At 51.9% G+C, this 19,505-nt stretch carries 21 protein-coding genes and 2 pseudogenes; 11 read left to right on the top strand and 12 right to left on the bottom strand.

Annotated elements, in window-relative coordinates; genetic code table 11:
* Window positions 1-23: 23 nt before the first annotated feature.
* The 3 genes and pseudogenes from msrA to A0127_RS10455 all read left to right on the top strand — a co-directional run bounded on the left by msrA (window position 24) and on the right by A0127_RS10455 (window position 1,150).
* Window positions 24-785, top strand: a complete 762-nt coding sequence (gene msrA / locus A0127_RS00990) for a peptide-methionine (S)-S-oxide reductase MsrA (protein ID WP_231855778.1) — start codon at window positions 24-26, stop codon at window positions 783-785.
* Window positions 781-981 (top strand): annotated as a pseudogene (locus A0127_RS10890) (peptide-methionine (R)-S-oxide reductase); the annotation flags it as partial. The gene msrA and the pseudogene A0127_RS10890, both read left to right, overlap by 5 nt.
* Before the next feature lie 25 nt (window positions 982-1,006).
* A complete protein-coding gene (locus A0127_RS10455; protein WP_156471133.1) occupies window positions 1,007-1,150 on the top strand; it encodes a hypothetical protein in 144 nt (47 codons plus the stop codon).
* A gap of 146 nt (window positions 1,151-1,296) precedes the next feature.
* Here the strand turns inward: A0127_RS10455 and A0127_RS00985 are convergent, their stop codons facing one another.
* Window positions 1,297-1,473: an HTH domain-containing protein gene (locus tag A0127_RS00985; RefSeq protein ID WP_062386765.1), complete on the bottom strand. Its 177-nt coding sequence runs from the start codon at window positions 1,471-1,473 to the stop codon at window positions 1,297-1,299.
* Between the two features lie 109 nt (window positions 1,474-1,582).
* On the opposite strand from A0127_RS00985, the pseudogene A0127_RS00980 reads away from it, so the two are divergent.
* Window positions 1,583-2,106 (top strand): annotated as a pseudogene (locus A0127_RS00980) (ferritin-like domain-containing protein).
* 25 nt (window positions 2,107-2,131) lie between these two features.
* Here the strand turns inward: A0127_RS00980 and A0127_RS00975 are convergent.
* The 4 genes from A0127_RS00975 to A0127_RS10450 form a co-directional block, all read right to left on the bottom strand.
* A complete protein-coding gene (locus A0127_RS00975; protein WP_062386761.1) occupies window positions 2,132-3,304 on the bottom strand; it encodes an MFS transporter in 1,173 nt (390 codons plus the stop codon).
* 106 nt (window positions 3,305-3,410) lie between these two features.
* Window positions 3,411-4,496 carry an NAD(P)/FAD-dependent oxidoreductase gene (locus A0127_RS00970; RefSeq protein WP_062386758.1) on the bottom strand — a complete coding sequence of 362 codons (1,086 nt, stop codon included), beginning with the start codon at window positions 4,494-4,496 and terminating at the stop codon, window positions 3,411-3,413.
* 117 nt (window positions 4,497-4,613) lie between these two features.
* Window positions 4,614-4,961, bottom strand: a complete 348-nt coding sequence (locus tag A0127_RS00965; RefSeq protein WP_054841008.1) for a thioredoxin family protein — start codon at window positions 4,959-4,961, stop codon at window positions 4,614-4,616.
* Between the two features lie 207 nt (window positions 4,962-5,168).
* A complete protein-coding gene (locus A0127_RS10450) occupies window positions 5,169-5,318 on the bottom strand; it encodes a hypothetical protein (RefSeq protein WP_156471132.1) in 150 nt (49 codons plus the stop codon).
* 233 nt (window positions 5,319-5,551) lie between these two features.
* Between A0127_RS10450 and hcp the strand changes: the two genes are divergently transcribed.
* Window positions 5,552-6,922 carry a hydroxylamine reductase gene (gene hcp / locus A0127_RS00960; protein WP_062390799.1) on the top strand — a complete coding sequence of 457 codons (1,371 nt, stop codon included), beginning with the start codon at window positions 5,552-5,554 and terminating at the stop codon, window positions 6,920-6,922.
* Window positions 6,923-7,214: 292 nt separating this feature from the next.
* Here the strand turns inward: hcp and A0127_RS00955 are convergent, their stop codons facing one another.
* From A0127_RS00955 to A0127_RS00930, 6 genes are all read right to left on the bottom strand, one after another.
* Window positions 7,215-8,030 (bottom strand): sugar phosphate isomerase family, encoded by an 816-nt coding sequence (locus A0127_RS00955; RefSeq protein ID WP_062386753.1) that lies wholly within the window; start codon window positions 8,028-8,030, stop codon window positions 7,215-7,217.
* Window positions 8,031-8,104: 74 nt separating this feature from the next.
* Entirely contained in the window at window positions 8,105-8,458 is a 354-nt protein-coding gene (locus tag A0127_RS00950; RefSeq protein ID WP_054841007.1) for a DUF302 domain-containing protein, read from the bottom strand.
* Between the two features lie 12 nt (window positions 8,459-8,470).
* Entirely contained in the window at window positions 8,471-9,772 is a 1,302-nt protein-coding gene (locus tag A0127_RS00945; protein WP_062386748.1) for a cytochrome c biogenesis protein CcdA, read from the bottom strand.
* A gap of 61 nt (window positions 9,773-9,833) precedes the next feature.
* Window positions 9,834-10,163: a hypothetical protein gene (locus A0127_RS00940; RefSeq protein ID WP_054841006.1), complete on the bottom strand. Its 330-nt coding sequence runs from the start codon at window positions 10,161-10,163 to the stop codon at window positions 9,834-9,836.
* 2 nt (window positions 10,164-10,165) lie between these two features.
* Window positions 10,166-10,372: a hypothetical protein gene (locus tag A0127_RS00935; RefSeq protein WP_062386745.1), complete on the bottom strand. Its 207-nt coding sequence runs from the start codon at window positions 10,370-10,372 to the stop codon at window positions 10,166-10,168.
* A gap of 215 nt (window positions 10,373-10,587) precedes the next feature.
* Window positions 10,588-11,124 (bottom strand): nitroreductase family protein, encoded by a 537-nt coding sequence (locus tag A0127_RS00930; protein WP_062386742.1) that lies wholly within the window; start codon window positions 11,122-11,124, stop codon window positions 10,588-10,590.
* Between the two features lie 126 nt (window positions 11,125-11,250).
* On the opposite strand from A0127_RS00930, the gene A0127_RS00925 reads away from it, so the two are divergent.
* The 6 genes from A0127_RS00925 to A0127_RS00900 all read left to right on the top strand — a co-directional run bounded on the left by A0127_RS00925 (window position 11,251) and on the right by A0127_RS00900 (window position 18,526).
* Window positions 11,251-12,219, top strand: a complete 969-nt coding sequence (locus tag A0127_RS00925; RefSeq protein WP_197463586.1) for a HesA/MoeB/ThiF family protein — start codon at window positions 11,251-11,253, stop codon at window positions 12,217-12,219.
* 1 nt (window position 12,220) lies between these two features.
* Complete coding sequence (gene thiI / locus A0127_RS00920) at window positions 12,221-13,315, top strand: tRNA uracil 4-sulfurtransferase ThiI (RefSeq protein ID WP_062386737.1); 1,095 nt, start codon at window positions 12,221-12,223, stop codon at window positions 13,313-13,315.
* Between the two features lie 95 nt (window positions 13,316-13,410).
* Window positions 13,411-14,154 (top strand): Fe-S cluster assembly ATPase SufC, encoded by a 744-nt coding sequence (gene sufC, locus A0127_RS00915; protein WP_062386733.1) that lies wholly within the window; start codon window positions 13,411-13,413, stop codon window positions 14,152-14,154.
* A complete protein-coding gene (gene sufB, locus A0127_RS00910) occupies window positions 14,132-15,559 on the top strand; it encodes a Fe-S cluster assembly protein SufB (protein WP_062386730.1) in 1,428 nt (475 codons plus the stop codon). Before sufC ends, sufB begins: the two co-directional genes overlap by 23 nt.
* Window positions 15,559-16,674 (top strand): SufD family Fe-S cluster assembly protein, encoded by a 1,116-nt coding sequence (locus tag A0127_RS00905; protein WP_062386725.1) that lies wholly within the window; start codon window positions 15,559-15,561, stop codon window positions 16,672-16,674. The genes sufB and A0127_RS00905 overlap by 1 nt, the downstream gene beginning before the upstream one ends.
* A 151-nt stretch (window positions 16,675-16,825) precedes the next feature.
* Entirely contained in the window at window positions 16,826-18,526 is a 1,701-nt protein-coding gene (locus A0127_RS00900) for an HsdM family class I SAM-dependent methyltransferase (RefSeq protein WP_062386722.1), read from the top strand.
* On the opposite strand, the gene A0127_RS00895 is transcribed toward A0127_RS00900, so the two are convergent.
* The gene (locus A0127_RS00895; RefSeq protein WP_062386718.1) at window positions 18,523-19,368 is read right to left on the bottom strand and encodes a hypothetical protein; all 846 of its coding nucleotides are present in this window, start codon (window positions 19,366-19,368) and stop codon (window positions 18,523-18,525) included. The genes A0127_RS00900 and A0127_RS00895 overlap by 4 nt on opposite strands.
* Window positions 19,369-19,505 lie beyond the last annotated feature (137 nt).

The following is a 19,505-nucleotide window of genomic DNA, read 5'->3' as shown; positions in this document are numbered from 1 at the left end:
TTGCCGGTGGCTGCTTCTGGTGCATGGAGGAAGCATTTGAGAGGCTTCCCGGAGTGATTGAGGCCATCTCTGGCTACACCGGCGGCTGGGTGGGGAGTCCCACCTATGAACTGGTCTCCACTGGGAATACCGGTCACAGGGAAGCGGTTAAGGTAATCTACAATCCATCGAAAATTTCCTACGAGCGCCTTCTCGAGGTCTTCTGGAAGAACATAGACCCCACGGATCCGGGCGGCCAGTTCGCTGACAGGGGCGACCAGTACAGAACTGCGATATTCTACCTCAACGAGGACCAGAAAAAGTTAGCTGAGGAATCGAGGAAAAGATTAGAGTTCTCCGGGATATTCGACGAGCCGATAGCTACCGAGATTCTTCCAGCGAAGGAGTTTTATCCGGCTGAAGACTACCACCAGGGCTACTATTTCCGCTTTGAGACGAACTACAAACACTACAAGCTCTACTCTGGAAGGCTGGGCTTTATAAAGTCGGTGTGTGATGAAAACCGGCACTTCAGGCTCTTCCCTGAGAGGGAGCGCTACTGGCTCGGCTATGTTAAGCCCAGCGATGCGGAGCTTAAAAGCCTGTTAACTCCCCTCCAGTGTAGGGTTACACAGCTCGGCGATACGGAGGGGTCTTTCCACAACGAGTACTGGGACAACCAGGACGAGGGGATATACGTTGATGTAATCTCAGGCGAGCCCCTCTTCAGCTCCCCTCGACAAGTACGACTCCGGAACCGGATGGCCGAGCTTTACAAAGCCCCCGGAGGAGTGGGCCGTCGTTGAGGCTGATGAGTGCGAGGGATTCCTCTGCGGGCGGGAAGTAAGGAGCCGCTTTGCATGTTCACACCTTGGTCATGTCTTCGACGAGCCCACACCAACAGGAAAGCGCTACTGCATAAACTCCGCGGCACTCCGCTTTATTCTGAGGGATGAGCTTAGAAGGTACGGTTACATCGCCTACGAGGTGATTTTTAGGTAGTCACCCGAGAAGTTGGTGAAGGCCTATGGGGGCGGTAATAAGAGCGGGAGACCAGGAGTTTCCGATCAGGAGGGATTCCTGGTACTTAGTCGTCTATTTTAACGAAAGCCTCCAGTATCTCTCTATTCCATCTTCCAGCGAGAAAGACCTTGAAAGGCTCGCTCTCTGAAAAGATGGAGGAGTTCTACACAAGGCTCGGCTTCCTGGAAGACCTGGAAGAAGTAATGGACATGAGGAGAGCCGCAAGGGAATTCCTTGAAAAGCTGAAAAATCGGGAATGAACTAATCTCTGCTCCTTAAGGCTCCTGTCCTGAATCACTCAGCCGGGGCGTAGTAGCACCTCTTCGGCGAGACTATCTTCCCTTCCTTCTTGAGCTTCTTTATCGCCTTGTCAACTTCCTTCTTATCAAGGCCAGCTAACTCGGCTATTTCAGCAGACTTGAGCGGCCTACTTGCCTCCTTGAGGACCTTGAACACGAGCTCGACACTCATCTTCTTCACCTCCTAGGTTCGCATTTTGAAATTTTGAGGTTCGAACTTATAAGTTTAACGTCCGAAAGCGTTAATAAGGGCGGTGTTCAACATAGTATGGTGATTCTGTATGGAAGTTACCGAGAAGGAAATCTTTGAGATTGCCATGAACTCCGAGATCAGAGCCAAGGAGGCCTATGAAAAGCTCGCTTCTATGACGAAGAGTGACATCATAAAGGATGAGCTTCTCTTCCCGCCAAAGAGGAGGACAAGCACAGGGAGATAATAGAGAAGATGGCCGAGCGCTTCGCTTCTGAATCCGGCGAGCCGAAGAAGATAGAGATAGAGGTCATGGGAGAGTTCAAGGTCATAGCCGAAAAGATGGCCGAGGCCATCAAGAAGCCAGATATAAACCTCGACGAGATATATGAGATAGCGATGGAGGCTGAACTGGTAAGCGAGAAGCTCTACAAGGAGCTCGCCAAGTACGCGAGCAACGAAAAGACTAAGCTCCTCCTTGAGATGCTCGCCGACATGGAGAGGAATCACTACAACATACTAAGGAAGCAGTACGACTACATAATGCGCTATCCGGATATCTACAAGGAGGAGCTCTACGACCAGCTTACGAAGGACATAAACTTCAACTTCTGAGGCCTTTTGCCCCTTCTATTCTCTTTCAACCCCTGTTGTATCTCGCAAAGAAGCCGTAGAATATCAGCGTTGCCACTACATATAGCGTAGCGGTTGTGTAGAAGGGGTAACTGAGCGAGATCGAGAATAGTATGCCCCCTATATAGTTTCCGATGCCTCTCATGAAGGTGGAGAAAGCCCTCCTTATCCCGGCGGCTGTGGCTTTCTCTTCCGTCGTGAAGAAGCCCATCATGAAGGAGTCGTTTATCGGCCAGACGATGTTCATGAGGATTGAGCGGACAATGTAGAGGAACGCCGCCAGAAGAAAGACGTCAATTAGAGGAAAAGTGGCGAAGAGCAGGGCTGCAACGAGCTGGAAGGACGTTATGACGTTCACGGGCCCTATTTTTTCCACCAGCTTTGGAAGGCCGAAGGAGCCGAGGCCCATGACAAGCTGCTGGAAGAAGAAGACGCCGCTTATGGCTGCCAAAGTCTGGCCAAAGCGGATGTTGAAGTAGAGGCTCATATAGGGGATTGTTATTCCCGCACCGAGTCCGATGAGGGCGCTTGGGAGGGAGAACTTCAGTATCTTGATCACCAGCTCCCTGTTCCAGTTTATCCTCGGGTTCTTCACGGGGACGTCCTGAATAACGAGTAGTGCCGGAATTACCAGGGCAAACTGGAGGAGCGCGAGTGAGATGACCAGGCGGTAGGCTATCTCCGGCGTAAGTCCAAAGGTATCTGTTAGAAAGTCCGGGGCAAAGCCCGCCGTAAGGACTCCGAGGGCGTTGAATATCGTCCCGAGGCCGAAGCTGATCGAGAAGGCGTGGTGTCTGAGTTTCTCCCCAACTTCCTCGCTTAGGAGTGCGGAGAAGTTGGGCTGTCTGATACCCATATTGGCTCCAACGAGAAAGAACCCAATGAGAAGGACGTATTTGTTGAACGCCAGAACCTGGAAAAGCCTCCCCATGAGACCGAGGACTGCACCCAAAAGAAGGGTCTTCCTATAGCCGAGCCTGATGGAGATCTGGCCGGCTATAAGGAAGAACATCCCTCCGGTGAAAGTCTGAACGGAGAAGAAGAGCCCCATGGAGTCCATGCCGTAGCCGAGGGCGCGGAGGTAGAACGGCATTATGAATATCGAGAACTGGAGAAAGAGCTGGCCGGCTGCGTTGGCAACGATGAGTACCTTTGCGTCCCTTCCGTAACCGCTGAGCATAGTTGAAGTTCCGATTGGTGCGTTTATAAGGATATCGAAACGGTTCTCCCTGGTTTAAACTTATGCCTTGGTCATTGGAAGACGTGGGAAGAGAAGCCCCGAACCTTTAGGCTTTGTAAAGCTCTTCTTTCAGCTCTTTTTCTATGGAAAACGCCCTTTTAATGTCTCCAATAACCACTGCCCCAACAAGCTTCCCATCCTGGAAGAATGCCTTAGTGTGCCCATCGATCCACTCACCATCTCCCCTCGTCTTTCCAATGATGGCTATCGGCAGATCTCCGAACTTGAAGATTGATGAGCGGAGTTCGAAGGGATAGCGGTCCTCTTTTCCCCGAAGGATGTTTGCGAGAACCCTCGCGTGACCGGTAGCCCCCTTTGCCGTGCCGCAGATGATCCCGCTGTATTCTGCGCAGTCTCCGATGGCGTAGACATCCTTAGCGGATGTCCTGAAGTGGTCGTCTATCAGAATTCCCCTCCCGGTCTGTATGCCGCTCCTCCTCGCTATCTCAACGTTTGGGACTATCCCAATGGCGCAGATTTTTACTTTCCCCTCTATGTACCCCTTGCTCGTTTGAATGCCGTTTTCATCTGCCTTCAGGAGTTCCGCGTCAAGGTGAAACTCAACACCTGCTTCTCCCAGCCTTTCCCTTATTAGTCCGCTGAGCTCTTCGTCGAGGCCGAGAAAAGTGTCCCGTCTGTGGATTAGCTTGACGCCGTAACCGGCCTTTGCGAGGTTTCCGGCCAGTTCGAGACCAATAAATCCCCCTCCCACTATTAGGGCCTCTCCGTGCTCCTCAAGCAGGGCCTTTATCCTGTCTGCATCCTCAATGCTCCGGAGCGTGAGGAGGTGTTCCTTCCCCTCAACGGTAGGCTCTCTCGCTCTCGCCCCAGTGGCTATAACCAGGATATCGTACGGGTATTCTCCTTTATCCGTGATGAGAACTTTCCTCGCCCTGTCTATCAGCTTTGCCTCCTCGCCAAGCCTCAGTCCTATTCCCTTTCCCTCGTACCAGTCGATGGGGTAAGGGAAGAGCTTTTCCCTCTCTATCAGGCCAGCGATATAGTGACTCAGCATGGGCTTCGAGTAGAAGGGGACTTCTTCCCTCTCAATGATAAGCACTTCGTGCTCTCCGGACAGTTCTTTGGCAAGCTCAACCCCTCCTGGGCCGTTCCCGATGATAACGACTCTCATAACTTTCACCGGTGGGGTTTCTCGTGATAGTATTTAAGGGGTTTGAAAACCGGAAGTTTGAAACTAAAGAAAAAGCTGAAGCTAGGTTAGAATTCTCCCCGCATTGGGCGGTTCAGGCTAACGTGAAAGGTAAGCCCTAACCCTACTCTCGAACTCCGCGAAGTTCGGAACTCCGATGAACTCCACCCTGTTGTTAATGAGGATCGTGGGAGTGCCCATAATGTTGTGCTCCATGGCCTTTCTCTGTCCCTCGGGAGTTGCGACGCTCACTTCCTTCGCGACGACGCCTTCGTATCTTCTCTCCAACTCTTTAGCCATCTGGAGGGCGATCGGGCAGTACGGACAGGTGGGAGCCGTTATGACCTCGATGATTACCTTCGGCCCCTTCGGTTTGGCCTCTATCATGCCGGCCCTCTTCATGAGCTCGAGCATCTTCTTTCTCCTGATCATCTCCAGCTCGTCCACCCTCTCACCCCCGAAGAAGTTTGTGGGAGAAATTTAAAAACGAATCTATGAAAGTGCTTTCAGGTTCATAAAAACGGAATATTCTGAAAGGATAGCGGCTTCGTAGTTATCTAGACCTTCCCGAGCACCTCAACGCGATCTTCGCGAGTTTTCCATGGATGTAGTACTTGTCGGACTCTTCTCGCACTATAATTTCCACGAGTTCCTTCAGCTTTCCATCAGCTCTTGAAATTTCCCACCTCTATATCCGGTGATGGTTTCCAGTTCGTTTGAAGTGCCAAAACTGCCGAGCTGGACTATGTGCAGAAGCTCCTCTATCTGGGTCTGGATTAGTTCTCTCTCCCTCAGAATCTCCACCTGCTTTCTGCGGGGGAGGACAGTTGTATCTTACAGCAGCTTTAAGGGTGCTGGTTCCATGACACATTTCATGACTGATAGCATATTTGGGGTTTTCTTCAAAGCCTTTCCGCTTTTGTCATGACATAAGTCATTGACTCCTTTTAGGTTAAGAAACCGCAAGACTTTTATGAAGAAGAGTTCAATAATAATCCGAAATATGACATATGTCATAAAAAGGGAGGTTGATGGACATGGCTATACGCGTTCCTGAAGCAGTTGGTATGCTCTGCAACCAGTGCTCGATGAGCCTGGCTGGAGGGTGCACAATCAGGGGAGTCTGCGGAAAGGACCCCGACCTCAACTCACTGCAGGAGGCCCTTCTCTACGGGATCAAGGGAACATCGGCTTACTACTATCATGCTCTTGAAGTCGGCTACGACGATCCAAGAATCGGCCACTTCTTGGCCGAGGCTCTCTATTCAACGCTCACCAACGTCAACTTCGACAAGAACCGCTTCCTCCAGCTCATCCTCGAGAACGGAAGGGTTCACCTGGAGGCCATGAAGCTCCTTGACAGGGCCTACGTTGAGACCTTCGGAAGGCCCGAACCGGTCAAGGTTCCAACTGGAACGGCCGAGGGACACGGCATACTCGTCACCGGTCACAGCTACAAAGCACTATATGAACTTCTCAGACAGATAGAGGAGAGGGGCCTTGAGGACGAGATAAAGGTTTATACCCACGCTGAGATGTTCCCCGCTCATGCCTATCCTGAGCTCAAAAAGTTCAAGGCCCTCTACGGCAACTGGGGGGGGTCTTGGCTCTATCAAAAGAAGGAGTTCGCGGAGTTCCCCGGGGTTATAGTGGGCACCAGCAACTGTGTTCAGCAGCCGACAAAGGCCTATCAGGACAGAATCTTCACCACAGGGATAGCGGGCCTTGAGGGAGTGCCGCACATAGAGGACTACGACTTCGAGCCCGTGATAGAGAGAGCTCTCGAAACTCCGCGGATGGAACATATTGAGGGAGGAAAGCTCCTCACCGGCTTCCACCACACGAACGTTCTGGCTATGAAAGACAAGCTGATAGAACTCATCAACGAGGGCAAGATAAGGCACATCTTCGTCGTCGGCGGCTGTGACACACCGCACAAGGGCATGAGCTACTACGAGAGGCTCACAGAACTGATTCCGAAGGACGCCCTCATACTCTCCGCCGCCTGCGGCAAGTTCCGCTACAACGCGAGGGACTACGGCACAATAGAGGGAATCCCGCGCTTCCTCGACTTCGGCCAGTGCAACAACGTCTACTCCATAATCGAGATAGCCATGGCCCTCGCCAGCGAGCTGGGAACGGACGTCAACTCCCTGCCGGTCAGTATCGTCCTGAGCTGGATGGAGCAGAAGGCCGTGGCGATACTCTACTCGCTCCTCTACCTCGGCATAAAGGGCATCTACATCGGACCAAAACCGCCGGAGTTCCTCACACCTAACGTCTTCGATGCCCTAAGGAGACAGTTCGACCTGAGGCTCATAGGCGATCCTGAGAAGGACCTTAGGGACATGCTCAACAAAGGGGTAAGGGTTGAGGAGAGCGCTCCACTTGCGGAAGAGTTGGAGTGACTTTTCTCTCCTCTTTTTGCCATTCATTCTCTTGAAAGCCTCAAAGGGGCGTTAGTTTTCCAAGCGTTCTGTTTATAGGTCTGTATCTCTCGGATCTTTGAAAGCCGAATTCAAGGCAAAGAACTACTAGCGTTTGGCAGTTGGTCTGAAGATGAAGTCAAAAGGGAACATGGTGCTTACTGTAGTTCATGTACTGCTGATGGTCTCTGACGGATCTGTAATGAAGGGGACACCTTCTTACTGGGCGCAAACTTGGAGAACGTGGTGGAGTATTAAAGAAAGGCCGGAAAGCTCAAAAACTTCCGCTTCCAAGGCCGCAGATCCTTGCGAACGGACAGATGGAGCAGTCCTCGGTGTATGGCTCCAGAGGTGGCTCACCTTTGACGGCCTTCGTTATTTCTTTTGCCTTCTCCATGTTCTCCCCATCTCCCTCAAGGACGAGAGTCACGCTACCCTCGGCCCCTCCGGCGCCTCCAGCGGCTATTGGTATTGCTTCCACGCCTGCCAGTATTTTGTACGCCTCCACCTCCGTAACCGGGTGCGCATGGGGTATGGGCACGAGGGCAGCGTAGAGTCCGGTTCCCCAGTCGAAGGAATAAATCCCCGTCAGCTTCGCGCTCTCCTCGACGGGCGTCGGCACGAACTTCTCAAGGCTTATGGGCGTTATCGTGAGGACTCCCTTGGTTATTGTCCAGCCGAAAGTCTTTCCTATAGTCCCTCCATCGGGAGCTGCCGCAAAGACTGCCACGTTCCAGTTTATATCTATGGCGTTGCCGCCTTTGATGAAAACGTCCTCTGGCCCCATTTCCTTTAGGGCCTCAAGCGGTTCCCCTTCGAAGGGCTTTCCCTTGTAGAGAACGAGGTGCTTCGGCCAGGTCGCCTTCGGAGTAACGCACGTCCTCCCCTTGCTTATAGTTCCCACCGTCCACTTTTCCTTCTCGATCTTCTCGCCGAGAAGCTCCTCCGCTATGTAGGCTGCAGTCGTTCCGGTCGCTATGTAAACGAAGCCGTTCTTGAGGGCTTTCTGAACCTCATCCATCGCGACAACGGCTTTGGCTATCAAACGTTTGCTCTCTGAAGGCCTCAAAGTCACGAGAGCCCTCTGCATGAGAATCACCCCATTAAAATTTGCGTCTCAACCTTATTAAAATTGTGGGAAAGGTAGGAAAGAAACAAACGGGCTCAAAGCGATTCAATAGCGGCTTTAACATCCTCAAGCGGTTCTTTGATAACCTCAACTATGTCGTCGGCAGTGTTTATGGCGACGTAAGTTTCTCCGCCCTTCTCGTAGATGAGCACCGGACAGGGGGCAAAGGAACCGATTTCGTACTCGACCTTGGTCATTTCGTAGAACTTCTTCGGGTTGCAGACGTAGAGAATCCTGTAGGGCTCCATCTCAACGCCGAGCTTCGCCTTAACCACATCGCTCGGCGTGAACTCGAGCACCACCTTGTAGCCCTTCTCCTCAAGCCTTGCCTTAAACTTCTCCTCGGCTTCCTTCAGGGACATTCCAACCTTTCTCCTGTACCTGAACATTTCACCACCCCCTTAAAGTTTTGAGAGCGATTCGAAGAGCGCACTCCACAGCTTCAGCGGCGTAACTTCGGTCAGCATCAAAACTCCGAGGGCTATGAGGGCAACTCCGAGGGCTATTTCCCACTTTGCCCTCTTTGAAGCCCCCAGTGAAAGCCGGTTTGAGAGGAACTTCCTGTTGACCCACTCGGCGAGGTCTTTCGAGGATGTGAGAAGATAAACCGTGAGCCCCATCCCGAGGCCGTAAGTGCCCATGACCACGACTCCGCTTAGGGTGTCTCCACTCAGGGCCGCCGTGAGAACTGCGAAGCCCACGTAGGGCGCTATACACCCTAACCAAGTTGCCCCAAGGGCAGAGCCGAGGGCGAAGTCATAGGCGAGGCCGCTATTCTTGGACACCCTGTCCGATGGGGAGAAGCTTAGAACCCTCTCCATCCTTGTCCTCACCCTGTCACTAACGAAGCTGAGGCCGACGACTATGAAGCCCGCCCCGCCGATGAGGTAGAGGGCCCCCTGTATCCCGGAGGCGTACTCCCCAAGGCTCCCCACGAGGGCACCGAGGAGTGCAAACGAGACCACCATCCCCGCAACTATGGCCTCAACACTTCTCCTAGCAAAGGTGAGCGAGAGCGTGCCCACTATTATGGGCAGGACGCAGGGGGAGAACACGCTCACGATTCCCGCGGAGAATATCGGGAGAAGAACGGCAAGGCTTAGGTTTGTGTTGGGGGCTCCCTTCGAGGCTCCCTTTTCTGCCGTCTCGCTTTGAGCACCATTGGCTCCGGTGGTGTTTTGGAGCTCGTCTCCTACAGCAGTTTTTACGAAGAATTCAAGGCCATTAGGATTCAGCGCCCCAACGGCCACTCCCTTAAGAACCTTCGTCCCGTTAACGACCTTGAATATCACCATCGTCGGTGTTCCAGGTACTCCAACGCTGATTTCCTCGCCAGGCTTCTTGGGCGTGTAGTAGCCGGAGTTGTCCGGCTGGAGCACGAGAACCTTGTCATAAACCCGATAGCGGAGCGTCGTTATCTCTCTCCCTCTGTAAACGTCAACGGCGACCAAATTAAGTCCTTTGAGGGCTTTCTTGGCCTTTTCCGTTGGGAAAACGCTATCCTTCATGTATTGGCAGGCGGGACAGCTCTCAGAGTGGTAGAAGATGAAGAAGTACTCTCCCTCGTGAGCGGATATCAGGGAGTTGAGCTCTTCCTTGCTCGAAACGTCGTGGAACTTTAGTCCTCCGTAGGAGACCTCACCGGCCACCACGAAGCCCGTGAAGAGCAGGGACATTATGAATACTGGGAGCGCCCTCCGCACTTTATCCACCTAAACTGCCTCTCCAATGCCGTTAAAAAGACTTTTCTTGAAGCGTTTTTCATCAAAAGGTCATCGGAACGTAGCCCTTCTCCAGGTGCTCCGCTATGATTTTTCCGACGTACTCCGTCCTGACGTATCTCTGCAGGGAGACCTCAAACCCCTCAAACTCCGCGATCCTCTTGCAGGCTATCGGGAGTTTTCCAAGCTCTCTCAGCTTCTCAATCCATGGAAGGAATCGCTCGTCTCCATTGGCTATCGCCCTCTCTATAGGGCCGAAGAGGATAACCTCAACGTCCTCGACCCAGCCGTGCTTGATAGCATTGGCCGCCCACATGAAGCCCGGTAAAGCACTCTCGTCGTCGCTTGAGATTATCACCAAAGCCTTCACCATTTTCACCCCTCCAGAGCCTTCACGAACTCCTCAAAGTTCCCGACGGATATCTCCTTTTCCCCTGCTATGACGTTTATGTTGCCACAGGCGTACTTCGCGCAGAGCCCTATGCATTCTTCAACGCTAACACTGTAACCTTTCTCTTCGAGGAGCTTCATAACCTCGTCGAGCCTCTCCCCGGCGCAGAACTTACAAACCTTAGCTTCCATTACTCTCACCGATCTGTGCTTAATAAAGCAGGCTTATGGCCCTTATCCTTTCCAAAATGGAAAATTCCTCTGAAAAGGATTAACATTTATGGCACACATGGGTGCACCACGTGAGCCCCCATGACTGCATCAGCCTGGGCCCGGTAGGAAGCTCCCCTAAAGAAACCCTTGTCAGAAATGGCTTAAAAGTGTTGAAGAGATTGGGCTCCTGATGGCTACTTAAACCTCTTCCCAAATTCGTTGTGGCTCACCTTCTCCCACTCAAAGACTTCATCGCCGTGGGGCGGCTTGTTCTCTGCTGGATAGCCTATCCCAACGATGCACAGCACGCGGTAGTTTTTTGGAATTCCTAGAAGCCCCCTCACGTATTCTTCTGCTGTTTTAGTCTCATTGTGCATCCTGTTCCTTATCTGCACCCAGAATGAAGCTAGACCCAGGTCAAACGCCGCCAGCTGAATGTGCTCCGCCGCTATGCTAGCATCTTCAACCCAGACGTCACTCCTGCTCTCGTCGGCGGCAACGACTATTGCCAGCGGCGCCGTTTTGAGACCCGATGCTCCCAGTTTGGCCCTTGAAAGGGCCTCAAGCTTTTCCCTGTCGTCCACGACTATGAAGTGCCAGGGCCTCCTGTTGTAGGAGCTGGGCAAGAGGAAAGCCGCTTCCAGGAGCTTTTCTATAAGCTCTCTCGGTACAGGTTTATCCCGAAAGCGCCTTATGCTCCTCCTCTTCCTCAAGACTTCAAAGAACTCCATGTTCCACCACCGGTGGAAGTTCTTGGGGGAGTTTAATACCCTTCCGCCTCTTCCCAGAACTGTCCAGAACCTTTGGTTTTCAAAAGCCTTTTTTGAGCCCCTGCAGAAAGTCCCGATGGTGAGAACATGCAGGTGAAGATGGACTTTTCGAGGCACTTCCCTATTATTGGAATCGAGGGACAGAGGAAGCTTGGAGAGAGCACCGTCGCCGTTGTGGGAGCCGGCGCGCTGGGAAGCTGGGAGGCCTACTTCCTCCACAAGCTCGGAGTGGGGAAAATTATCGTCATCGACAGGGACTTTGTGGACGAGAGCGACATTCCAAGGACGATCTACACGAAAGGGGACGTTGGAAAGCCCAAGGTCGAAGCGCTGAAGGAGAGGTTCGGTGTAAAGGGCTATTTTGAAGACCTCAACCCCGGGACTGTTAACCTGCTCGACGGGGCAGACCTGATACTCGACGGAACCGACAACATCTACACCAGACAGGTGATAAACGACTACGCCGTCAAGAACAACAAACCCTGGGTTTACGTGGGGGTACTGGCCACCTACGGCAACGTCATGCCAATAGTTCCCGGAAAGACGGCCTGCTTCCGCTGTCTCATGCCAAAGCTACCCGAGAGCCCGATGCCGACCTGTGCAGTGGCCGGAATAATGAGCTATGTCCCACCTCTGGCCGCTTCATTAGCGGTGAGCCTCGCGGCCAGGATGCTCCTCGGTGAGGAAGTTAGGAGCGAGCTCATATTCTTCGACACCAAGCCCCTCGACTTCGAGAAGGTTGAGGTGCCGAGGAGGGAGGACTGTCCGGCATGCTCCCTCAGGAAGTTCGAGTTTTTAGAAAAGCGGATCAAGATAGAGCGCCTGTGCGACGGCTCCATACAGGTGACGCCGCCGGTGAGGATGAACATAGACTTTGATCATCTTGAAGAAAGGCTGAAGAAGCTCGGCATCGAGCCGCTGAAGACGAGCCAGTTCATCCAGTTCGAGGACGACTACCTTGAGATACTCATCTTCCAGGGTGGTAGGATGGTGATAAGGGGCGTTGAAGACGAGAACGAGGCCAAGAACGTGTTCGCCCGCTACCTGGGTGGTTGACGTGATAATCGTGAGGTACGGCGAGATTGCACTTAAAGGCGGGAAGAGACGGGAGTTTGAGAGAAAGCTCCGCAACAACATACTGGCTACCCTAAAGAGGAAAGGAATTGAGGGGAAGGCGAGAATTGTGAGGGGCAGGATACTCGTTGATGCACCCGATGAGGCGGCGGAGATAATCGCCAAAGTCCCCGGGGTAGTGTCGGTCTCTCCAGCGAGGGTCATGGAGTACAGGGAGGTTCCGGCTTACCTGGGGGAGGCCCTCAAAGGCTTAAACCCGAAGAGCTTCAAAGTGGAAACGCGGAGGCTCGACAAGACCTTTCTGAAGACCTCGATGGAGGTAAACCGCGAGATAGGGGCCTTCATCGTCGAGAACTTCGGGTGGAAGGTCGATCTTGAGAACCCTGAGCTTACGGTGGGCATCGAAATAATCTCGGGCAAGACCTACGTCTTCTTTGAGAAGATGCCCGGAGTTGGCGGCCTGCCCGTTGGGACGCAGGGAAAGGTTGTGGTGCTCCTGAGCGGCGGCATAGATTCCCCGGTGGCCGCTTTCCTCATGCTCAAGCGGGGGGCGGAGATAACGGCCCTCCACTTCGACCAGGGGACCAACGCGAGGAGCGTAGTTGAGAAGGTCGTCGACATACTGGAGGACTACTCACCCGAGCCAATAGAGCTCATCGTGGAGAACCACTTTGAAGTCCTCAAACCCTACGTCTCCGCGCTGGCAAAGGCGAAACTCCGCGAGTGGACGTGCGTTGTCTGCAAGGTGGCAATGCTAAGGCGTGCTGCGGAGATAGCGAGGGAGAAGGGCGCCCTGGGCATAGTCACCGGAGATAGCCTCGGCCAGGTTGCCTCTCAAACCCTTGCCAACCTCTACTTTGAGACCATGAGCGTGAACTTTCCAGTCCACAGACCGCTCCTCGGGATGGACAAGGAGGAGATAGTCGCGATAGCCAGGAGGATCGGAACGTACCAAGCTTTCCTCGAGTATCCCTACTGTGACTGTCCCTTCAGGCCTGAGAGGGTCGTGGCAGGGGGCAAACTCAAGGAGTTCCAGCGCGTTCTGGCGGCACTTGAAGAGGCAGGGTTGAGAGGGTGAGCTTTCGTTTCCGGATATTACTCAAATCTGTGAAGAAAGGTTTTAAAAGTGTGCTCTTCTACCCAAAACCGTGTAGGTAAAAAGAGGTGATGCTCATGCTTAAGGTGGAAAATCTCCACGTCAATGTGTCCGATAGGGAGATTCTGAGGGGTGTAGATCTTGCCATCAACGATGGGGAACTTCACGTTGTCATGGGTCCAAATGGCTCTGGAAAATCAACACTTGCCCTCACCATAGCGGGCCATCCAAGGTACACTGTCACTGAGGGCAGGATATTCTTTGATGGGGAGGACATAACAGAGGCAAAGCCCGAAGAAAGGGTCAGGAAGGGCATCTTCCTCAGCTTTCAGCACCCTGTCGAGGTCGAGGGGGTTAAAGTCATCAACTTCCTTCAAAGGGTACTGAAAAACCTCCGGGGCATAGACGAGATCGAGGCCTACGACATGATATTTAAGGCCGTCGAAGAACTTGGCTTTGACAGCTCAATCCTATCTAGGGAACTTAACGTCGGCTTCTCCGGCGGTGAGAGGAAGAAGCTTGAAATGCTCCAGGCGTACCTCGTGAAGCCCAGGCTCCTCATTCTGGATGAGCCGGACAGCGGCGTTGACGTCGACTCTCTTAAGGTGATAGCGGGAGTTATAGCGAGGCTCCATAGCGAGGGCACGGGAATACTCCTAATCACGCACTACGGCAGGATTTTAGAGTACCTCAATCCCCAGAGGGTCCATGTCCTCAAGGAAGGCAGGCTCGTTGCTTCCGGCGGAATGGAGCTGGTCCGACTCATAGAAGAGAAGGGCTTCGCGGCGGTGGGTGAGAATGGCGCAGCAGTCAAGGCTTGAGGAGATACTCAAGGCGGGCTCCCTTGAGGAAATTCTGGGAACGGCGGTGCCGTACCCGAAGGAAATCGAGCTGCGCGGTGAGATTACGGAGGATGCCATCAGGGAGATTTCGAGGATAAAGAACGAACCCGAGTGGATGCTCAGGCACAGGCTCAAGGCGCTCGAGCTCTTCAAGAAGCTCCCGATGCCGAAGTGGGTTGTTGGAATAGACGAGCTCGACATCGAGAGCTTCTCCCTCTACTCCAAGCCAGAGATGGGCAGCGAGATTAAGGACTGGGATGACCTGCCAGAGAACATAAGGAGAACCTTTGAGAGACTCAACATCCCGGAGATAGAGAAGAGGTTCCTCTCGGGCCTTACGGCCGTCTTTGACAGCGAGAGCGTATATTCCCAGCTCAAAGAGGAGTTCAAGAAGAAGGGTATCATAATGCTCCCCATGGAGGAGGCCGTCCAGAAGTACCCTGATCTCGTCAAGAGGTACTTCGGGAAAGTCTTTCCTCCGGGCGAGCACAAGTTTTCAGCCCTGCACCATGCCCTCTGGAGCGGCGGAGCGTTCGTCTACATCCCGAAGGGGGTGAGGGTCCCCTTCCCGATAGAGGCATTCTTCGTCATCGGCTCGGCCCTTGAGGGCCAGTTCGAGCACACCCTGCTCATAGCGGACGAAGGCAGCTACGTCCACTTCATCGAGGGCTGTTCGGCACCGATGTACAAGGGCTTCTCCTTCCACGACGGCATGGTAGAGATTTACGCCCACAAGAACGCCACCGTCAAGTTCACCACCATACAGAACTGGAGCAGGAACGTCATCAACTTCAACAACAAGCGCGCCATCATAGAGGAGAACGCCTACGTTGAATGGATAGAGGGCAGCATCGGGAGCCACATAACCTACACCTACCCGTCAAGCGTCCTGAAGGGGGAGGGAGCAAGAACGGCGCAGTACGTTGTCTCTCTCAGCAACGGGCCATACCTCAAGGACACCGGTGCCAAAACCTGGCATTTAGCTCCAAACACCAGCTCGAAGATAGTCTCGAAGAGCATAAGCGCCAACGGGGGAACCAACATCTACCGCGGCCTCGTTAGGATAATGAAGGGGGCCAAAAACTCCACCGCAACGGTCTCCTGTGACTCGCTCATACTCGACGAGAAGAGTAAGGCCTACACCTATCCGCACAACCAGAACGACGAACCGACAGCGAGCATAATCCACGAGGCAACCACGGGAAAGCTGAGCGAGGACAAACTGTTTTACATGAACTCCCGCGGTATAAGCGAGGAAGAGGCCAAGAGCCTCATCGTTCTGGGCTTCATCAGTGAAGTTCTTGAGGGCTTGCCTTTCGAGTACGTGGAGGTGCTCAAGAAGGTCATAGAGCTTGAGTTCAGCGAGGTAGGGGGTGTTGGATGATGGCTGCCGAACTTCCAAGAATAACCAGAGAGGCCCTTGAAAGGCTCACCTACCAGAAGTACGGCGACAGCCCGACGATAAGGAGTTACACGAAGTGGAAGCTCTTCGAGGAGAACTCCCCCTTAAAGCTCCCGACGGAAGCTAAAGCGGGCGAGGTCCCGGTTAAAGGACACGTTACGTTTTCGGGAAGCGAGGCGAGCTTTGACCTGCCCAATGGAGTCGAGCTCACAGAGGGGACACTTGGACTGTCGCAGCCCGAGGAGTCGAGGATTCTGGGCTTCCACTTCTACGCCCTCAAAAAGGCATACAGGCTCAGGATTAGGGGAGACCTCACGGAGCCGCTCGTGATAGTCTCTCACCTTTCAGAGAAGGCCTTCGTAAGCCACCACCTCAGCATTGAGGTTGAGAACGCCAAAATGCCGATAATCATCTACGACATGGCCGAGGATGGAGCTAAATCCTTCGTGGTGGAGATGATAGCCAAGAACGCCGAGATAGAGTTGCTCACGATCGGAAAGCACAAATCACTCTCCCACTACCTCCTGAGGGCCAGCCTCACGGGGAAGAGCAGGGTTAGGGCCTTCAGCGCGGTTCACGGAGGCAGGATGAGCCACCACCGCGAGGATTACTCCCTCGAAGGGAAGGAAAGCGAGCTCCTACTTAGGGGGATACCCCTAGCTATAGGCTCGGCCGTTGACTACCTAACGAACGTGCTCCAGTACGGTGAAGAAAGCAAGAGCGAGACAAGGGTTCACGGCTTCTCCTACAAAAACGGCTGGACAGTCCACAGAGGAACTGCAAAGGTCTTCGAGCGGGCTAAGGGCTCTTCGAGCGTCGTGGTCTCCGAGGTGACCATAATGGACGAGGGCTCCCTCGGCGTAAGCGTGCCGATGCTTGAAGTCGATACGGGGGAGATAGAGAACGCCGCCCACTCGTCCTCCGTCAGACAGTTCGACGAGGATGCTCTCTTCTACCTCCGCGCCCGCGGACTTGGCAGGGAAGAGGCCATGAGTCTCTTCGTGCACGGCATTGGTGAAGCCTTAAGTGAACACCTCGAAAGGCTCAGGAGCAAAGCAAGAAGTGCCACAGCGGAGCTCGTCGAGGAGCTGCTGTGAATTTTTCTTTTTCGTTTTTGCCTTTTGCTTTGGGGTTTGGAGTATCAGTCTGTACAGACTAGAATTAAGTCACGATTCTGTGCCACGAGTTCATGATTACTCCCGAAAATTTTATAACTATGACTCGAGTATACTCGAGTGGGTGAAAAGAATGGCCGAAGCACCAGCCCTTGAGAAAATAAAAAAGTTGGGTCAAGTTCTTACTCCTGTTGAGATCGCTGAATTCCTTGTTAATTGGGCAATAAAGAGCCCCAACGATACAGTACTCGAACCCAGCTGTGGTGATGGTGTTTTTTTAAGGGCGGCAATCAGACGGTTGATGGAACTTGGGGCTTCCCCAGAATCAATATCTAAACAGGTTTATGGCGTAGAAATAGATTCTGAAATGCTTGAAAAGACTAAAAAATTTCTTTTGGCTGAGTTTTCTTTTGTACCCACTCTAATAAACGCCGATTTTTTTGATCTGGAACCTCCAAGAGGTCAGCAGACCTTGAGTAACTTGCTTAAGGCCCAAAGAATTCCAAAAGTAGATGTGGTCGTTGGAAATCCTCCGTACATTAGATATCAATCTTTTTCAGGGCAAATCAGAGAGAAGGCTCTCAGTACAGCCCTCGAAGAGGGTGTTAAGCTTCCTGAACTAACGGCCTCGTGGGTTCCATTCGTAATCCATGCAGAGAAGTTTCTTAAAAAAGATGGCCGTCTCGCGATGGTACTTCCTTCGAAACTTCTCCACGTTGGATACGCAAAACCATTTAGAAAATGGCTTTTGAAGAAGTTTTCCAACATCACAATAATATCTTTTGAGAGGAGGGTGTTTTCAGGCATTCTCGAAGATACAGTTTTGCTCTTAGCCAGTAAATCCGGGCCTTATGGGGTTCGATTTGTGGAAGTTGCTGATGAAAAGGGGCTCTCTGGGTTGAAGTTGGAGTCTCCGAATTTCCTGCTACTCCCAAATCCCGATGAAAAATGGACAAAATATATGCTCCCGCAAAGTCTGGCGGATTCCCTAGCAAAAGTTCTTAACAAAGTTAGAGAGAAAACTATTCCTCTCGGAGAGGTGGGAATGGTAACAATCGGAGTTGTGACTGGAAGCAACGAGTTCTTTACCCTAACAGAGGAAGAGGTAAATTTGTGGGGAATTGAGAAAGAATACCTAATACCCTTAATCTCTAGGGCGGAACAAATATCGGGGATTGAAGTCACGACCTCCGACTGGGAGCTTATCAAAAAGCTCGGCCAGAAGTGCTATCTTCTATATGTTACAAAGCCGTGGGATGAATTGGGGACTGGAGTGAGAGAATACCTTACCAAAAAAGGGGAGAAACTTAACGTTAGATCCCGCTATAAAGTGAGGATAAGGAAAACATGGTACGCCGTGCCTGGAGTTAGGTTCCCAGATCTTTTTATGAGCTATATGTCCCATGAAGTTCCCAAAATTGCTTCCAACGAGATTATAGTAAATGACCAGAAAGCTACGAGCACAAACACAATTCATCAGATATTCCTCAAAAGAAAACTTGAACCGAAGTTACTCTCTACTCTGTTTTACAACTCTCTAACATTGCTCTCCGCCGAGCTTGTGGGGAGATTTTACGGGGGAGGTGTTCTAAAGATCGAGCCAAAAGAGGCTGAGAAAATCCTAATTCCAACGCCTGAAGAACCGAAGGAAATTCTTAATATATCTTCGAAAGTTGACCGGCTGCTAAGGGCTAAAAGAACCATTGACGCCGTTGCTATTGTCAATGAAGTCGTACTTGAAGGGGAACTTGGATTGAAGCAGAGGGATGTTGAGGTTATTGAGGAGGCTTGGAAGTATCTCCAGGAAAGAAGGATAAAAAAGAGCCTTGGCTAGTCCAAATGCTTATCCAGGAACTTTATGAGATCATTCACTGCGTCGTCTATTGAAATCTTTTCCCTTTTGATTCTCTCAGTTTCAACGGGGACATATCTGCTATTCTCCTCCCGGAACATGAAAAGACCTACCGCATTGTTGTATTTTAAGAGATTCCTGAATTTTTCGAGGAGGAGATCGGGATTATCAAAGTCTACTCTCCTTCCTGTTCTACTATCAAGACGCCCCGAGGCAAGCCTCGATGCCCAGAATGAATAAAAACCCGGAATGGAATCATGAATCCACTGTATCCACCAACTGTTGTTGGAAACTTCAGAAATGGTATTTTCAGAGTTCACAGCACGTATTATGGCCTCTTCGGGAGTGTAGCGAAGTTTTAAATCCACTGCGGTGAACTTGACTTCTTTTAATCTTTTATCCAAATCGCTCTGCGTCTTTCTCTCCTTTTGAATCCCTGTTCCCCTTTTATGCCTTGGGCTGCCTGTCATCTTGACCTCTCCGGCCACCAAAACGGTATTATCTCTCACATAAGCGAGATCAACGTCGTGGGTTCTCTCAGAATAACCGGGAACCCTCCTATCCGTTAGACGGTAGGTTCCTTCGGATCTTACGTAGATCAATTCGCTGATAAAATCCCTAAATGCATTGCCTTTCTGCCGATACTCCCCCTCTGGAAGCCTGCCCTCAATACGGGCCTTTTCAACGATTTGGTAATATGCTTCAAGAAAGTCGTTCTGGATTGGCTCAAAGTATCCTCCTGATGATCTGGCCAATTCAGTTATAGACTCACAGAACTTCTTAATAACAGGGCTCTTCAAAGTATGACAAACACTAGTTTCCATGCTTTTCACCCCGTAGGAAACTAAAACGTGGACAAATTAAAACTGTTTTGCAGAGCTTTGCTTCTGCTGTACAGAGTCGTAAGCACTTCCACTTTCAATCTCATAGATGTTTAACACTGCCTTTTTCTGTCCAGAAA

It is taken from the genome of Thermococcus peptonophilus (assembly GCF_001592435.1).
Classification (GTDB): Archaea; Methanobacteriota_B; Thermococci; order Thermococcales; family Thermococcaceae; genus Thermococcus; species Thermococcus peptonophilus.
This window is presented reverse-complemented; position numbering and strand designations above follow the sequence as displayed.

Excerpts from the sequence above, each read along its gene's own strand:
- msrA (WP_231855778.1), top strand. The coding sequence starts at position 24 with ATGGAGGAAGCATTTGAGAGGCTTCCCGGAGTGATTGAGGCCATCTCT.
- A0127_RS10455 (WP_156471133.1), top strand. The coding sequence starts at position 1,007 with ATGGGGGCGGTAATAAGAGCGGGAGACCAGGAGTTTCCGATCAGGAGG.
- A0127_RS00985 (WP_062386765.1), bottom strand. The coding sequence starts at position 1,473 with ATGAGTGTCGAGCTCGTGTTCAAGGTCCTCAAGGAGGCAAGTAGGCCG.
- A0127_RS00975 (WP_062386761.1), bottom strand. The coding sequence starts at position 3,304 with ATGCTCAGCGGTTACGGAAGGGACGCAAAGGTACTCATCGTTGCCAAC.
- A0127_RS00970 (WP_062386758.1), bottom strand. The coding sequence starts at position 4,496 with ATGAGAGTCGTTATCATCGGGAACGGCCCAGGAGGGGTTGAGCTTGCC.
- hcp (WP_062390799.1), top strand. The coding sequence starts at position 5,552 with ATGGCTATACGCGTTCCTGAAGCAGTTGGTATGCTCTGCAACCAGTGC.
- A0127_RS00955 (WP_062386753.1), bottom strand. The coding sequence starts at position 8,030 with ATGCAGAGGGCTCTCGTGACTTTGAGGCCTTCAGAGAGCAAACGTTTG.
- A0127_RS00950 (WP_054841007.1), bottom strand. The coding sequence starts at position 8,458 with ATGTTCAGGTACAGGAGAAAGGTTGGAATGTCCCTGAAGGAAGCCGAG.
- A0127_RS00940 (WP_054841006.1), bottom strand. The coding sequence starts at position 10,163 with ATGGTGAAGGCTTTGGTGATAATCTCAAGCGACGACGAGAGTGCTTTA.
- A0127_RS00935 (WP_062386745.1), bottom strand. The coding sequence starts at position 10,372 with ATGGAAGCTAAGGTTTGTAAGTTCTGCGCCGGGGAGAGGCTCGACGAG.
- A0127_RS00930 (WP_062386742.1), bottom strand. The coding sequence starts at position 11,124 with ATGGAGTTCTTTGAAGTCTTGAGGAAGAGGAGGAGCATAAGGCGCTTT.
- A0127_RS00925 (WP_197463586.1), top strand. The coding sequence starts at position 11,251 with ATGCAGGTGAAGATGGACTTTTCGAGGCACTTCCCTATTATTGGAATC.
- sufC (WP_062386733.1), top strand. The coding sequence starts at position 13,411 with ATGCTTAAGGTGGAAAATCTCCACGTCAATGTGTCCGATAGGGAGATT.
- sufB (WP_062386730.1), top strand. The coding sequence starts at position 14,132 with ATGGCGCAGCAGTCAAGGCTTGAGGAGATACTCAAGGCGGGCTCCCTT.
- A0127_RS00905 (WP_062386725.1), top strand. The coding sequence starts at position 15,559 with ATGGCTGCCGAACTTCCAAGAATAACCAGAGAGGCCCTTGAAAGGCTC.
- A0127_RS00900 (WP_062386722.1), top strand. The coding sequence starts at position 16,826 with ATGGCCGAAGCACCAGCCCTTGAGAAAATAAAAAAGTTGGGTCAAGTT.
- A0127_RS00895 (WP_062386718.1), bottom strand. The coding sequence starts at position 19,368 with ATGGAAACTAGTGTTTGTCATACTTTGAAGAGCCCTGTTATTAAGAAG.